At 33.1% G+C, this 14756-nt stretch carries 16 protein-coding genes; 1 reads left to right on the forward strand and 15 read right to left on the reverse strand.

Features of this window, described 5'->3' with window-relative positions; all coding sequences use genetic code 11:
• Positions 1-197: 197 nt before the first annotated feature.
• The 3 genes from NSQ92_RS11155 to NSQ92_RS11165 form a co-directional block, all read right to left on the reverse strand.
• Positions 198-497, reverse strand: a complete 300-nt coding sequence (locus NSQ92_RS11155; RefSeq protein ID WP_061796239.1) for a heme biosynthesis protein HemY — start codon at positions 495-497, stop codon at positions 198-200.
• Positions 498-738: 241 nt separating this feature from the next.
• On the reverse strand, positions 739-1119 hold the full coding sequence (locus NSQ92_RS11160) for a hypothetical protein (protein WP_047940609.1): 381 nt from the start codon (positions 1117-1119) through the stop codon (positions 739-741).
• A 221-nt stretch (positions 1120-1340) separates the two neighbouring features.
• The gene (locus tag NSQ92_RS11165; protein ID WP_047940608.1) at positions 1341-1967 is read right to left on the reverse strand and encodes a YitT family protein; all 627 of its coding nucleotides are present in this window, start codon (positions 1965-1967) and stop codon (positions 1341-1343) included.
• A gap of 226 nt (positions 1968-2193) precedes the next feature.
• On the opposite strand from NSQ92_RS11165, the gene NSQ92_RS11170 reads away from it, so the two are divergent.
• Positions 2194-2640: an Lrp/AsnC family transcriptional regulator gene (locus NSQ92_RS11170; RefSeq protein ID WP_047940607.1), complete on the forward strand. Its 447-nt coding sequence runs from the start codon at positions 2194-2196 to the stop codon at positions 2638-2640.
• A 75-nt stretch (positions 2641-2715) separates the two neighbouring features.
• On the opposite strand, the gene NSQ92_RS11175 is transcribed toward NSQ92_RS11170, so the two are convergent.
• The 12 genes from NSQ92_RS11175 to NSQ92_RS11230 form a co-directional block, all read right to left on the reverse strand.
• Entirely contained in the window at positions 2716-3495 is a 780-nt protein-coding gene (locus tag NSQ92_RS11175; protein WP_047940606.1) for an HAD family hydrolase, read from the reverse strand.
• A gap of 174 nt (positions 3496-3669) precedes the next feature.
• Positions 3670-4860: a class I SAM-dependent rRNA methyltransferase gene (locus NSQ92_RS11180; protein ID WP_047940605.1), complete on the reverse strand. Its 1191-nt coding sequence runs from the start codon at positions 4858-4860 to the stop codon at positions 3670-3672.
• A gap of 96 nt (positions 4861-4956) precedes the next feature.
• Positions 4957-5373, reverse strand: a complete 417-nt coding sequence (gene arr, locus NSQ92_RS11185) for an NAD(+)--rifampin ADP-ribosyltransferase (RefSeq protein WP_047940604.1) — start codon at positions 5371-5373, stop codon at positions 4957-4959.
• Between the two features lie 393 nt (positions 5374-5766).
• Positions 5767-6348 carry an ATP-dependent Clp endopeptidase proteolytic subunit ClpP gene (clpP, locus tag NSQ92_RS11190; RefSeq protein WP_144546378.1) on the reverse strand — a complete coding sequence of 194 codons (582 nt, stop codon included), beginning with the start codon at positions 6346-6348 and terminating at the stop codon, positions 5767-5769.
• A 27-nt stretch (positions 6349-6375) separates the two neighbouring features.
• Positions 6376-6990, reverse strand: a complete 615-nt coding sequence (locus NSQ92_RS11195) for a sigma factor (protein WP_341152785.1) — start codon at positions 6988-6990, stop codon at positions 6376-6378.
• Between the two features lie 72 nt (positions 6991-7062).
• Entirely contained in the window at positions 7063-8544 is a 1482-nt protein-coding gene (locus NSQ92_RS11200; protein WP_186440653.1) for a DUF4153 domain-containing protein, read from the reverse strand.
• A gap of 98 nt (positions 8545-8642) precedes the next feature.
• Entirely contained in the window at positions 8643-9287 is a 645-nt protein-coding gene (locus tag NSQ92_RS11205) for a hypothetical protein (protein WP_251687355.1), read from the reverse strand.
• Positions 9284-9616, reverse strand: a complete 333-nt coding sequence (locus tag NSQ92_RS11210) for a PadR family transcriptional regulator (RefSeq protein ID WP_047940599.1) — start codon at positions 9614-9616, stop codon at positions 9284-9286. The genes NSQ92_RS11205 and NSQ92_RS11210 overlap by 4 nt, the downstream gene beginning before the upstream one ends.
• Before the next feature lie 358 nt (positions 9617-9974).
• Positions 9975-10874 (reverse strand): AEC family transporter, encoded by a 900-nt coding sequence (locus NSQ92_RS11215; protein ID WP_047940716.1) that lies wholly within the window; start codon positions 10872-10874, stop codon positions 9975-9977.
• Positions 10875-10928: 54 nt separating this feature from the next.
• Positions 10929-12176, reverse strand: a complete 1248-nt coding sequence (locus NSQ92_RS11220; protein ID WP_341152786.1) for a glutamate-5-semialdehyde dehydrogenase — start codon at positions 12174-12176, stop codon at positions 10929-10931.
• A gap of 16 nt (positions 12177-12192) precedes the next feature.
• Entirely contained in the window at positions 12193-13290 is a 1098-nt protein-coding gene (gene proB, locus NSQ92_RS11225) for a glutamate 5-kinase (RefSeq protein WP_047940597.1), read from the reverse strand.
• A gap of 379 nt (positions 13291-13669) precedes the next feature.
• Complete coding sequence (locus NSQ92_RS11230; protein ID WP_095320905.1) at positions 13670-14446, reverse strand: Cof-type HAD-IIB family hydrolase; 777 nt, start codon at positions 14444-14446, stop codon at positions 13670-13672.
• Positions 14447-14756: the final 310 nt, after the last annotated feature.

Genomic DNA, 14756 nt, shown 5'->3' on the forward strand with positions numbered 1-14756 from the left:
CATTAATGTATATAACCTAAAAAACTAAATATGTAAACTTAAATGCTCTGTTACGCTTAAAAGTGACGGATTAAATACAGAACAGGTTTCATTTAGGAGTTAATTATAACATATAACAGTCAGTATGGAAATGTCTCATTTAGAATGAGGACAAAAGCAAATATTAAAAAACAGGAAGTGTTTCCACTTCCTGTTTTTTAATGATGATGTTGTTCTTTTGATGGATTATAAATAGTGAATCCTGGCTGTGGAACATGGAAATATTGAATCCATACACCATCCAAGAAATCTGCATCTCTCGTATCTAATAAAATGGGAATATCTTTGTCAGACTGCACCACTTCATCATGTTCCGTCTTCTTGTCCAATTTTAAATCGTAATGTGCATGGTTTCCATGATTCTCTGTTATGTATACCCGAATCATTTCTCCTTCTTCAGCTTTTTCTAACATTTGATTAAGCACTTTAACAGCGTGTCTGTTTATTTTGACTTTCATCTAATAATCCTCCTAAGCAAACATTTGCCTTCTTCATAATACTATCCCATTGTAATCTTCCGGAAGGACGTTTGCAAATAATCAAGACTGTATGAGCAAATTAATTCATTTTCTTCTGTTTCTATTATGCAGAGCTCCTTTGCTCTTTTATAAAGATTCCCTAGATTGTCTCCCTTCTGTTTATAAAAACAAAAAAGCAATCCAATATATCTAAATGGATTACTCTTAAAATTCAATATAATCAAGTCAGAGCAAGCTCATTTTGAAGGGATTTTAAAGTATTAAGCTCCTTGGCAAAAAGCTCAAACTGCTCTTTATTTAAGCCATCTAACGATTCATTTACTTTATATTCTAAATAATTCATTCTTAATTCCATATCCATTAAGGAAGTGATCTTTTTATTCGCAATAAATTCTTCTATTTCATCTATGAACATGAAGAAACTATAGTCATTTACCATAACAAGTAAAAGCCAGCCAAGCGAATCAACGTATTTTTTTTCTTCAGTAACGGTAATTATATCTCCTTTATGTAAATCAAGAATGAAAGTATGTTCAGGTCTAGGACAGGTACATTCGATCATATATTGAAATGGAGCTAAAACAATGAAATCATTTTTCATTATATCTTACACCTTCCTAATCTTTTCGTTATTTGTTTTCATTTTAAATGAAAATGATTATCACTGTCAATTATTTTTCCTTATAATAATATTGAGGGTAAAGAATATCCTTTTTATTAAAAAGTAAGTTATATTCCTCTAACTCCACCTTTAGGATTTAAAACAAAACCCCTATACTCCACCCCTCAATATTATGGAGTGGAGTATAGGGGTTCCTATGGTTAAACAGATTGTGTTTCAACCACAGATGTAACTTTTTCGATATTAGTTTTACTCGTATTTCTATTAGCTATTTTTTCCTTGAAGGTACTCATCATAAAGGAAATTATAAATACTGATACAATACTGTATAAGCCTCTAATTAGTCCTACACTGTACAAGCCAATTAAAATAACAATTGTATCAAAAATAAAATTTGTTTTTCCCATATTCCAATTAAATTGTTTTTGAAGTGTAATAGACAGAATTTGGGCTCCCCCTAAAGACGAACCATTCATAAACAAAATAATAGTTCCTATTCCAATAATAAAGCCCCCAATGATAGATCCTAGTAGAGGATATAGAGCGAATGGCGGTAGAATGATGGATAACAAATAGGAAAATAATGTAACTAACGATACAGCTAAAATGGTTGAAATCGTAAATTTCTTCCCCATTTTAAAGTAAGACAAAATATAAAACGGGATATTTATTAAAGTAAATAAGATTGAAAATGAAATAGGTAATAAATAAGAGATACTTAATGCGAGTCCAGCTGTTCCTCCAGTAACAATTGCTGACCCTTTTAATAAATACAGACCAAATGATGTAATTAAACAACCAAACATCATTACTATTATTTTTCTCAATGCAACACACTCCTATAGTAATCATGATAAGTAGAAGATAAAAGAGGATTTATCGGTGAAATCCTAAAAATTTGTGATTTTAGGGTGGAATTCTTACATATATAATGATAGAATATATCGAAGTGTTTTTACATACCAATATGAATGTAATTACCTTGTACTTCCTCTATTTCGCATAAATATATGCATCATTACATTCATTTTGCAAAAAGGAGTATTCATTAAAATGGATAAGGTTGACATACAACTACTAAAAATTTTACAAGAAGATGCCAGAATTACGGTTAGTGATTTATCCAAAAAGTTAGCTTTGAGTCGCCCGAGTGTTTCGGAAAGATTATTAAGATTGCAAGAAAAGGGTATAATTTTAGAATTCAGCGCCCGAATTTCACCTGCAAAGTTGGGGAGAGAAACGCTTTTATACATTCAAATCAGTGAACTAAAAGAAGAACCACATGCATTTGAGGAATTTATTAAAACAGAAGCAGACATTATTGAATGCCACCGTGTAACCGGTACTGTCAGTTATATTATTAAAGCAGCTGTTTCTGGAATAGACGGAATGAGAAATTTGGTCGATCGCTTAATTCCCTATGGCACTATTAATACTTCAGTCATCTTGGCTTCACCTGTTCCCTTTAGACATATATTACCTAACGAACAATCACAATAAAGAACAAAAAATGAAAAAGTCTAGTCGTCATAAGTGGCAAAATGTCTCCTATGATGACCAGACTTTTCTTCTTGCTTAATCTAATATAGCGAATAATTCTTCAAGCTGATGTATTTCATATGTGGGCAGTACATCTTGCTTTTCAGCCTTTTCGCGATTAATCCAAACGGACTTAATTCCCGCCCGATTAGCTCCTAAAATATCTGTCATTAAATTATCTCCCACCATTATGCATTCTGATTTGTCTACACCTATTAAAGAAACAGCATGCTCAAATATAGAAGGATCAGGCTTTCCTCTGCCAAAATCGCCAGAAATTACAATATGATCAAAATAAGGAGAAATTTCAGGTGTAATAGATAGCTTTGTATTTTGCAAATGAGGTGATCCATTCGTTAATAATAACAATGAGTATTTCCCCTTTAATTGATTAAGGACAGAAAATGTTTCTTCATATACGAAAGGAGATTTCTTTCTATTTTCTGGAAAAGCTTCCGCTAATTCTTCGCCAAATTCAGGATCATCAATTCCAAGTGCTAGTAATCCTTTGGTCCATGCATCTTTCCGGTAAAACCGGATGAGCTCTCTCATTTTTGGAAAAGAAGCATGTTCTTCAAGAAACTCTCCCCAAAGTCCTTCAAAGGGATTAATCCCAATCATTTTCGTAAATTCATATGTATCATAACCTTCATATAAAGCTCTGGCTTCCTTCCGCACAGCTTCTTCTAAGCGTACAGCCGAAATAGTATATTTCTCTTCTGCCAATTTACATGTTTTAAAAAAAGCTTCTTGTACACTTTTTTTATCCCATAGTAGTGTATCATCCAAATCAAAAATAATTGCTTTAATTGTCATTTTCCGTTTCTCCTTTTAAACAAAAATATTTTATTCAAAGCATAGCCAAGAAAAAGGAATCTTTCTTTATAAGATTACAAGTGTTTTTAAACCACGTAAACCCTTCTTTTTCATAAAAAAAGAACTTTGCTATTAGAAGCAAAATCCTTCTTTGAAAAATAATATTTTAAGATATTATTTTAGTTTTTTTATAAAAACAACTTTTAAATAATTACTTTCTGTTACCTCATTAATATTCGCAAAATCGGCAGGTAAACCAAATTGTTCGACTATTTGATATGTTTCTTTCTGATGATGAAAGGCAGCATCAATAAATCCCTTAAACTTCTTCATATCAAAGGTTGCACAATTGGTGGAAGCGACAATAATTCCGCCATTTTTGGTTATGGCAATTGCTTCTTTAAGTAAATTAGTATAGTCTTTTGCTGCGCGAAAAGTATGCTTTTTTGAACGTGCGAAGCTAGGAGGATCTAGAATGACCATATCAAAGCTAAGTTGTTTCTTTACTGCGTATTTAAAATAGTGAAAAACATCTTCTACGATAATTTTTTGATTTGATAAGTCAATATCATTTAACAGAAAATTATCTGTTGTTTTCTGCTTGCTTCGATTTGCCAAATCAACACTAGTAGTCGATAAACTACCACCGACAGCTGCCGCGACCGAAAAAGCCCCTGTATAAGAAAAAGTATTTAGAACATTTCTCCCTTTTGCATATTGATCTCGAATTGTTTTGCGAACATCTTTTTGATCTAAAAAGATTCCTGTCATAGCCCCTTCATTCAAGTTTACTGCGTATTTAATCCCATTTTCTAAAATAGTAATGGGGAAATCAGCTTTTTTCCCAACCACAAAATCATCGTCTTCCATATATGTTCCATTATCGTCGAATCTTTTTTTCTCATAGATTCCGTCTATTTCTAATAATCGCTGCAACGATTCAATAATCCAGCTTTTATATTTATAAATGCCAATACTGTACCATTGGATTAACAGATAATTTTGGTAGAGATCAACAGAAAATCCTCCAATACCATCGCCTTCCCCATTAAAAATTCGAAAAGCAGTCGTTTCATGATCCTTAAAATAGGCTGCTCTTTTATCAATCGCTTTTTTTAGCCGCTTTTCAAAAAAAGCACCATCAATGGGAATGTTCCTTTCTCTTGTTAAAATCCAGCCAATTCCTTTATTTTGAATAGCATAATATCCTCTGCCAATAAATTTGTTTTTCTTTGTTATAACGTCAATTATTTGCCCTTCCTCAAGAGAAGTATTAGCATTTATAGCTTCTTTATAAATTAAGGGATTTCCATTTAGTAAATTTTTCTCAAATGGTGTTTCAATTTGTACTGTTACGATTTCCATTTTGCCACCTTTAACTTTCCGACCTAATATTTTCATATGCCCTTTCTATTATACATGAAATGAAGCTAGACGCTAATTTTCCTATCGTAATTTGGATTAATCGTATATTACATTTTTTCCTTCTTCACTTAACTTTTTTAAAGATTCAAGCATATGATTTATTTCTTCATCAGAATGTCTTTCCCATGCGCCTAACTCAGCTATAATTTTCACGGGGGATTTAGAACGATACGAGCGGGTTGGGTTTCCTGGAAATCTCTTGTCCGTTACGTTCGGGTCATTTTCAAAATCACCTAATGGTTCTACAATGTATATTCGTTCTTTTGAAGTAGACCTCGCTAACTCAGCACCCCATTTAGCAGCATTTAATGTTGCAGTAAAATATATATGGTTCGATTTTTTATCTTGGTAATTTGATAAGTGATTAGGTTCTAATAAATCGCCAATTTTCAGTTCTGCTTTCGTACCATGAAAAAACGGTCCATTGTCTAAAGCATTTATTTTAGTATCCATCCAATGCACTCCTTAATTATTTTGATTTTTGTACAACAATATTAGTATAGTGGGAATTTATTAAAAAACTAGTCTATAAATAGTAGTGTTAGTAATGGTATAATATTAGTAGAAAAAGAAATAATTATTTAACTAAATGGGATTAGATTAGACTGGACTAGGTACTATCTTAAGTGAACTGCGAGAATATCCTAGATCCTGCCCGGAGAGCACAATAAAATAGCAGGCTTCGTCATAATTATTCCGTAAAAAGCGAAACAAAAGTCTGCACGCGTCTCCTGCAAGACTTCTTTAATAAGTCAAAAACCGAACGAATATACGGCGATGCTAATAGGATAGTCGTATATTCGTTCGGTTTTATATTTGGTTAGAATACTTTTGCTCAGCCTCTTTTTATTTCACGCAAATTATCTCATCGACAATGCCATATTCTTTTGCTTCTTCAGCACTCATAAAATAATCCCTTTCTGTATCATTTGCTATTTTCTCAAAAGTTTGACCCGTTTTCTCAGCCATAATACGATTAATATGTTCTTTTAGTTTTAATATTCGTTTCGCAGATATTTCAATTTCAGTTGCCTGCCCTCTCGTTCCACCTAATGGTTGATGAATCATAATTTCGCTATTCGGTAAGGCATATCTTTTGCCTTTCGTACCGGCAAGAAGTAATAACGCACCAAAGGATCCAGCCATTCCTGTACAAATAGTCCGAACATCCGGCTTAATATAGTGCATCGTATCATAAATAGCAAAACCAGCAGAGGTGGAACCGCCAGGGCTATTGATATATATAGAAATATCTTTATCTGGATCTTCTGCTGCAAGAAATAGCAGCTGAGCCACGATATTGTTAGCAACTTGGTCATTGATTTCATCTCCAAGCATAATAATTCTATCCTTCAAAAGTCTTGAATATATGTCATAGGACCTTTCTCCATTTGCTGATTGTTCAATAACATAAGGAATAGTACTCATTTGTTATAAACCTCCTGTATTCGATTATTATGCGGCCATAAGCATTGGCTGTTGAGACAAATATTTTTTTTCTTCTTTAGCTAAAAGGATGTTTTTATAGATTGAATTAATTAAAATAGCGGGATCTTCTCTCTTTAGTACCTCATAGTACAGCCTTTGCATGTTTCCCTTATCTTCATCATGCTGATTTTTAACGATTATCGTTTCTTTTTTCACTTGATTCCTGGCTCGGAACAATACTGATTTCACAGCAGTTTCTGTTATATTTAATAATTCTCCAACTTCTTTTAAGCGAAATTGAAACCCCTCTACGAGCAGATAAATTATCCCTTGTTTAAAGGTCAATTTTTCAGCTAGGAATTCAGCCAGCATCAGAGAGGTTAAATTTTTTTCTTCTGCTTTTGGTTCCTTTACTGGGATACCAATAATATCTTGTTTTTTTCTTAATTTATCAATCAATTGATTATCAGCAATTTTTTTGAGTAAAGCAGGCGTAATATCTTTATCTTTATAATTTTCCATCGCTTTTAAAAGGGCTTCTTGAATTAAATCTTCTCGTTCCCATTTATCTAAAGAAAGATACCGACAATAGGAATCGAGTTTTTGATACAGAATTTTTATATTTTGCATTTCCATCCTCATTGATAAATCCCTCCTTTGACTGTTTATATATAGAACGTTTCAGATAGCGAAAAAGATACGGGGTCAAAAAAATTATTCTTCTAATCGATATTTTTTCTCCTTTTGATTTTCAGGCACTTTCTTAGCCAACTCCATTGTATTAAGCAACTTTCTTGCACGGTCTTCCACGATATTATAGCTCTGCCATTTTTGATCTGTATGCTGAAGGCGTTCCTTTTTTGCAAGCAATAATTCTTTTACCCTCTTCATATCAGGATTTTTTTCGTAATAATCTACTAGAACCGGAATAGCTGAATAAGATAGAGAATCTATATAGGTAAAATCAATTAAATTTGTTTCCTCAAACCGCTGCAAATTTTTGCTAACGATTATACGATCGATGTCCATAACATTCAGGCCACAGTAATATAACAAAGAGAGCAATAAGAAAAAACGCATAAGTTGAATTTTCTCCATCCAAATTTTTATCAATGTGAATGAGAAAAACACCGCCAATAGTAAAATAAAAGAATGAGAAAATAATCGTAAATACGTATAACCATACGCCTGTTCATATAAAGACAATCGTAAATGAGCAGACAAAAGAATGATAAAGCTAAAAGCAATTAAAAAGGATAAAATTATTTTTAAGAAAAGAGTGCGTTGTTTAGCAAAGCTATTTACTAACAAAATAATTGATATGTTAATCACTGTCACGATAATAAGTTCAAAGAATCCTCTTCTCGCATAGGTAGCATATGTAAAACCTTTCATTAATACATCATTGAAAAAATATTGAAATTGTACGATGGTATAAAATATATATAGCCCATTAATGAAAAGTAAAATAGTTAATAAAGTTGCTTGCTCCCATCTTCCTTGTTTTCCTTTTCTTTCGCTTGGAATAATAATCGACCTTTTACTAATTGTCTTCATGAATAGTAATAGAAAAATAAATATTAAACCTATTCGTAGCAATGTACTTATTCCATCTATATGAAATGAAAAAAGCCGGGTGATTATGGTTACCATCATATTGTTAAAATGCTGATCTGAGGAACTAAGCAGGAAAATTAATAACATTAAAATCGGTGTTACAATAACCATTCCTAATACTATTCTTTTTATAGCGACATAATTCCTTTCATCAGCACGTCTCTTTACCGATTTCCGCACAAGAAAGGTTAAATATTTTCCTAATTTAAAAAAAGAAGATACTTTCTTTTTTAAATAAAAGAAAACATCTTTATTGCTCCAACTAAGAAAAGAAGGACTCGTTAGTAACGTTGTATGAAAGCCGATTAAACTAAAAACAACAATAAAATTTAAGGCATAAAAATACGGATTAGCAATGAAAACAAAAGACAATGTTAATAGCCATATGCACACAAATAAATATATACCAATTAAACGATGTGTATGCGTTTGTTTCCTCGTTAAATAAAAATAATAAACATAAAAAACGACAACAAAAATACTAAGCGAAATTCCAATTGTCTCTGTAAATAACGTTATTTCTGCAATAATTGCTAGTAAAAAACAGCCTATAAAATAAATAATATTTTTCTTGTTCATGCTATTTCCTCCTTTACATAGATAATCTATATAGTTAAACAAAAAAATAAATAGAACTTCGTTACACAGTAATACTAGGTAGTGTACAATAGAACAACTTATACCGATCTTGTTGTTCCATAGCGAAAGGCGAGATAACATATTGGATATAACATTATCGTAAAAGAAATACAGATAAGTACAAATTCCGGTGTTAATAATGGATCAAAGAGTGTTAACGGAATAATCTTAAAGACAATGGAACTCATAAGTAATAGATTAGGAACTAAAGAAATACAAAATGTCTTCAGTAAAAGTTTTTTTCCGCCAAGACCAAATTCCTTTCCCACTTCATATCCAAGTAAAAGCCAAAAGAATAAGTAAAGAACAATAAGAAAAAAAGGAATACTGGTTAAGAGTGACCATAATTTACTGATTGTTGGATTGGATAAGCGATGATAAATGACCGTCAAACTAATTCCGCCGACAAAGAAAAACAAATTAGCAAAAAAGAAATTCCATTGCGTTTTTTTCGCAGTCATGTTTAACTCTTCTTGATACATGGCGGCAATCTCTAGTGGTGTTCCTAATCTTTGGATTGCCAAAATTAACGCTTCTTCTTCTGAACATTGTTTTTCGCAAGCAATATCTTCCAACATGTCTACTAGATGTAGCTCATACTCCATGCATATTTCTTCTGATTGCTCATGATCTTGGAGTAAATCCCGCAGCTGTTTCATGTAGGATTCTTTTGAAGAAATCATATTCCTTTTCTCCCAATCACTTTATCAATCGTTTGCACAAAGTTTTTCCATTCTGTTGTTTTTTGCTCCAATATTTGCTGACCAGAATCGGTAATTCGGTAATATTTCCTTGCTGGTCCTTTTTCTGATTCTTTCCAGAAAGATTCTACATATTCCTGTTTTTCTAATTTATGCAGAGCAGGATATAAAGTCCCTTCTTTTACTTGCAAAGAATAATCACTTCTTTTTTCCATTTCTTTGACAAGTTCATATCCATACATTTCTTTTTCTGCTAACAGCTGTAGAAGTATTAAAGATGTACTTCCTTTTACTAGCTCTCTATTGAACATATTTTCACCTACCTAGAAATAAAATGTACTTTGTTAGTATTGTATCGTTCCTATCGCTATAATGCAATATAAAATAGGACTCTCCAATCTAATTTTTTCCTCCGTCTATGCCTTTAAAGACTAGGAATCTTAATTTAGCCACTAATTATTGTTTAGCGAAAGAATTGGTTCGCTTCCTTCGATTTCTTTTTTCAAAACGCTATTCCCTAAATACTGAATAAAAAAACCCGAATAATTATGCGAGTATCCATTATTTATGATACTCGCATAATTTTCGGGTCTAATTTAGAATGGAGTACTTATAACCCACCTCTGATCTTTAACAGGAAAATATCCCCTGCCAATTTTACAAGAATGATTATATTAGAGATAAAATAACAGGCAATGTTATTAAACTAGCTAATGTGCTAAAAAAGGTTGCACTTGATACAAAATCAGGTTCTGTTCCATATTGGACAGCATAAAGGGTTGTGTTTGCTGCTGCTGGCATTCCAGCAAGCAGAATCATTATTTGCTTTAATATTTCATCTACTGGCAAAATAAGCGTCAGCAGCCATGCAATAACTGGCGAAACTATAAGTTTAAGTAACAATGAAATAGATAGAGGGCGATAAGAAATATTTTTTATACGGACATTAGCAAGTTGTATTCCTAAAACAAGCATGACGGTTGGAATGGCCGCATTGCCAACTAGCTTAATTGCCTCAAGCATCGTTGCTCCAATCGGTAGATGAAGAGAATGCAAGACTGCTCCTAGAATTGCCCCATACATAACTGGTACTTTTAATACTTTTTTTAAAGTATCTTTCCCATTTCCATCATCAACAGAGCCTTTTGCTGCATAATAAACACCTATCGTAACCATAATTAATTGCTGAATAACCATTAAGATTACTGCATAGTGCAAGCCTGGCTCTCCGAAAACAAATAAAACGAGCGGAGTGCCATAATTACCGTTGTTCATAAATGCCGAGGATAGTATCATTCCGCATGTCTTTCTTACCGAATAACCTCTAATAAATCCAATAATGTAAACAATCGCGACAATACTTAATACTAACGTTAATGCGTACAGTGTCATATACAAATAGTCCATTGTAAAAGTTGTTTCATAAAAAACACTAAAAGACAACAATGGCGTCATCAAATAGACAGATACAGCCGAAACAGATTTTATATCAATATGAAGCATCTTTTGTCCAATGAAACCAACGGAAAAAATAAAAAAAATAGGTAATAAAATACTTAAATATTCCAATAACATCATCCAATCTTCGTGAACTATGACATACCCTGGTGTAACTGCCAGCAATTAATTTCTAACTTGACCTTCTCCATAAATAAAATATTTAAAGGATGTTAAGGCATTTAATCCCATTGGACCTCTAGCATGCAGTTTTTGCGTACTGATTCCAATCTCCGCCCCATACCCAAATTCAAATCCATCTGTAAATCTTGTACTCGCATTATGATAGACTGCTGCAGCATCTACTCCAGATAAAAAAGTTTCTGCATTTTCAATATTTTCAGTAATAATCGCTTCTGAATGCTTAGTACCATAAGTATTAATATGGTTAATTGCTTCTGTAACTCCATCTACTATTTTTATACTTACTTTCAAAGCAGAGTATTCCGTATACCAATCTTCTTCTGTCGCTTTTTTTGCAAAAGAAAAAGTAGTGCAGACAGTGTCATCTCCATAAATCTCCACACCATTTTGATGTAGTGCTTCTAAAAGAGCTAATCCATATTGAGCAAACCATTTGGTTTCGATTAAAATAGTCTCTAAGGCATTGCATACAGATGGACGCTGTATTTTACCGTTCAAACTAATCGTAAGTGCCATTTTCAACTCTGCGGTTTCATCAATAAATAAATGGCAATTGCCTGCACCTGTTTCAATAACTGGAACGGTTGCTTCTTTTACTACCGTATCAATTAACCCTTTGCCGCCACGAGGGATTAGTACATCTAAAAATTCTTTTAAATGAAATAGTTCTTTCGCTGTTTCTCTGCTTGTATCTTCAATTAGCTGGACGGCTTCTTTTGGAATTGCGGATTTCTCCAGTGCACGATGGATTGTATCAACAAGAGCCAGATTTGATTGCTTAGCAGATGAACTTCCTCTTAAGATAATACTATTCCCTGTTTTCAGAGCAAGACTTGCTGCATCAATCGTTACATTTGGTCTCGCCTCATAAATCATTCCCATTACGCCAATTGGCACAGTTTTCTTAATAATTTTTAAGCCGTTTTCTTTTTCAATTTTTTCTACCACAACACCGACTGGATCATTTAGTTTAATTAACTCTTTTAGTGCTAAGGCCATATTATTAATCCGTTTTTCATCGAGCATAATTCGATCTAAAACAGAAAGAGATAGATCATTTTCTTTCCCGTTTTCAAGATCTATTTTATTAGCTTTTATAATTAAATCTTGGTCCTCTATTAATTGCTTGCTAATAAGGGATAAAGCTGCATTTTTCTGTTCTGTTGTCTTATTTAATAATTGATAACTTGCATTCTTTGCTAATTTACCTTTTTGATATACTTCGCCCATTTTCCATCTCTCCTTTTTATAATTTCACCCATTTATCACGATGAATAACTTCGATTTTTGGATGTTTTATCATTGTTTTTTCTTCTGCTCTTTGTGTAATAATAGCTTTTAGCTCTTCTGAAGAATAGAGTACTTCCCCTTTTCCGATAACTCCTTTTTCACCATAGACTTCGACAACATTTCCTTTTTCAAAGAGCCCTTCGACTTTATAAATACCAGCTGGCAGCAAGCTCCCACCTTTATTTAGCAAGGCCATTTCTGCCCCTTCATCCACATAGAGACTGCCTTCAACGGTAGAATGGAGGGATATCCATTGTCGATTATTGTTAATAGATGATAAAGCATCTGAACCAATATAGGTTCCGTCTCCTTTCCCCTCTATAATATCGATGAGCTTCTTCTCTCCCTCGCCTTTTCCAATAAAAACCTTTACTCCTAAGGAATTAGCTGTTTCTGCAGCAATCAACTTTGATTTCATGCCACCAGTTCCAATCTTTGAACCAGATCCTTTAGCAGCATTCTTCCATTCCACCGTTATTTCAGGCAAATAATCAATCCGTTTTGCTGAAGGATCTTCTTTTGGATTTTTGTCATATAAGCCATTAATATCTGTGAGAATCATTAACTGATCGGCATGGACAAGTCCACTAACAAGGGCAGACAACATATCATTGTCTCCAAACGTTAATTCTTCTACAGATACGGTGTCATTCTCATTTATAATTGGTAAGATATTTCTTTCTAATAATTCCGTTAATGTAGAATAAGCATTTCGGTAGCGATCACGTTTGGAAAAATCATTTCTTGTTAGTAATACTTGAGCGGGAACAATCCCAAACTTACTTAATTGTTCATTATAGCTTTGAATTAGCAAGCTTTGACCAACTGCTGCTGCTGCCTGTTTCCCTTTCAATGTAACCGGTCTTGAAGGATAGCCGAGTTTTCCAAAGCCCGCAGCCACTGCTCCTGAAGATACTAAAAGTACTTCATGACCATATTCTCTTAATTTTGCAATGCTTGCGATATGGTCACTTAGCTTTGATTGATCGATTGCACCTTTTGTATCTGTAAGAGAGCTGCTCCCGATTTTTACAACAATTCTTTTCTTCTCCATTTGATTTCCTCCGTACTAAGTTAATCCGAATTCACCCAATTAAAAAAGCTCATTTTCATCCTCATAAAAGGACGAAAATGAGCTTTCCGTGGTACCACCTTAATTGAACCAATATACAAATTGATTCCACTTTGTCTGATAACGCAAGAAATGCGCCTACTGCAGCAGGACTTGAAAGGCAGGTTCTGTGTTCTTTCATTATGAAGTCTTTCAGCTTATAAACTTCACTCTCTTTTATGAAAGGTTCTCACATACTAATCCTTTCGCTTCGTTCGATTTTCTTTTTTCTAATTATAAGCAGTTTTCACTATTGTTTCAATCGTTTTTTGAAATTTATAAGAATAGCCAAAAATTTTTTGTTCTATTTATCAGTAAGAGATTATTTTTTTATCCCAGCCATTTCTTTTTTTAAGGCCCATTTTCTGATAGCATAAGCGACACCATTATCATTATTCGTCAAGGTAACAACATCTGCTGTCTGTTTCACTATATCTTGTGCATTTCCCATGGCAACGCCTATTCCTGCTTCTTTAATCATGCTAATATCATTTAAACTGTCTCCAGCCGCTAATACTTGATCCATTGTAATATCTAGAAGCTCACACACTTTTTTAAGTCCTTTTGCTTTATTTATACCAAGCGCATTGACCTCAATATTTACTGGAGAAGAATTGCTGATTTCAAAGCATTTTTTCTCGTTTAAGCTAGTTAATACTTGTTCACGAACTTTATCATCTTCTATATGATAGCCAAATTTGAGCCATTCTGATTTATTGATGTCTTCCGGCATTTCATCTACCCAGACTTTCTCACAACTAGCAGCCCACATTTTCGCTTTATGCTGTTGTGCTAGTTCCCACATCCATTGGATATTGCTTGCATCAACAAGATTTCTTTCGATTAAATTACCATTCATATCCCATATTTCACTACCATTTACTGTTATTAGATAAGAGTTTAATAACAAACTTTTTGCATGATCTCTACATGTTGCAATAGTTCGACCAGTACTTAATACAACATGCAGTCCTTGTTCATGAGCCTCTTTAATCGCTTTTTTATTTTCTTCTGGAATTTCTCCTTTTTCGTCTAATAAAGTACCGTCCATATCTAGTGCGATTAATTTAATCTCTTTGTCTTCTAACCTCTTTGTCATTTTGCTGTTCCTCCTAATGATTATTTTTAGAAGTGATAGCCAAAAAACACGACTGTCAGAATTTCCGCATTCTTAAGCTGTATATTTATCTTTTTTTACCATAACTTAGATTTTTGAAACAGAACTTGTTCATTCTATGCGAAATAAACTGTTTGCAATAATCCTTAAAATTTTTTGCCAATCAACGTAATAACAAAATTCAAATCATTTCTTCTGACTAACATAATCAACTTCTAAATTTACCTTCCCTACTCATTAACATAGTATAACGAATGGGGATAAAAAAGTAAAAAATTCCGATAAGTCTAAC

The organism is Niallia sp. FSL M8-0099 (genome assembly GCF_038006945.1).
GTDB lineage: Bacteria > Bacillota > Bacilli > Bacillales > Cytobacillaceae > Niallia > Niallia circulans.

Excerpts from the sequence above, each read along its gene's own strand:
- clpP (WP_144546378.1), bottom strand. The coding sequence starts at position 6,348 with ATGAGTACTATTCCTTATGTTATTGAACAATCAGCAAATGGAGAAAGG.
- NSQ92_RS11170 (WP_047940607.1), top strand. The coding sequence starts at position 2,194 with ATGGATAAGGTTGACATACAACTACTAAAAATTTTACAAGAAGATGCC.
- NSQ92_RS11220 (WP_341152786.1), bottom strand. The coding sequence starts at position 12,176 with ATGGGCGAAGTATATCAAAAAGGTAAATTAGCAAAGAATGCAAGTTAT.
- arr (WP_047940604.1), bottom strand. The coding sequence starts at position 5,373 with ATGGATACTAAAATAAATGCTTTAGACAATGGACCGTTTTTTCATGGT.
- NSQ92_RS11200 (WP_186440653.1), bottom strand. The coding sequence starts at position 8,544 with ATGAACAAGAAAAATATTATTTATTTTATAGGCTGTTTTTTACTAGCA.
- NSQ92_RS11160 (WP_047940609.1), bottom strand. The coding sequence starts at position 1,119 with ATGAAAAATGATTTCATTGTTTTAGCTCCATTTCAATATATGATCGAA.
- proB (WP_047940597.1), bottom strand. The coding sequence starts at position 13,290 with ATGGAGAAGAAAAGAATTGTTGTAAAAATCGGGAGCAGCTCTCTTACA.
- NSQ92_RS11195 (WP_341152785.1), bottom strand. The coding sequence starts at position 6,990 with ATGAGGATGGAAATGCAAAATATAAAAATTCTGTATCAAAAACTCGAT.
- NSQ92_RS11175 (WP_047940606.1), bottom strand. The coding sequence starts at position 3,495 with ATGACAATTAAAGCAATTATTTTTGATTTGGATGATACACTACTATGG.
- NSQ92_RS11230 (WP_095320905.1), bottom strand. The coding sequence starts at position 14,446 with ATGACAAAGAGGTTAGAAGACAAAGAGATTAAATTAATCGCACTAGAT.
- NSQ92_RS11205 (WP_251687355.1), bottom strand. The coding sequence starts at position 9,287 with ATGATTTCTTCAAAAGAATCCTACATGAAACAGCTGCGGGATTTACTC.
- NSQ92_RS11155 (WP_061796239.1), bottom strand. The coding sequence starts at position 497 with ATGAAAGTCAAAATAAACAGACACGCTGTTAAAGTGCTTAATCAAATG.
- NSQ92_RS11180 (WP_047940605.1), bottom strand. The coding sequence starts at position 4,860 with ATGGAAATCGTAACAGTACAAATTGAAACACCATTTGAGAAAAATTTA.
- NSQ92_RS11210 (WP_047940599.1), bottom strand. The coding sequence starts at position 9,616 with ATGTTCAATAGAGAGCTAGTAAAAGGAAGTACATCTTTAATACTTCTA.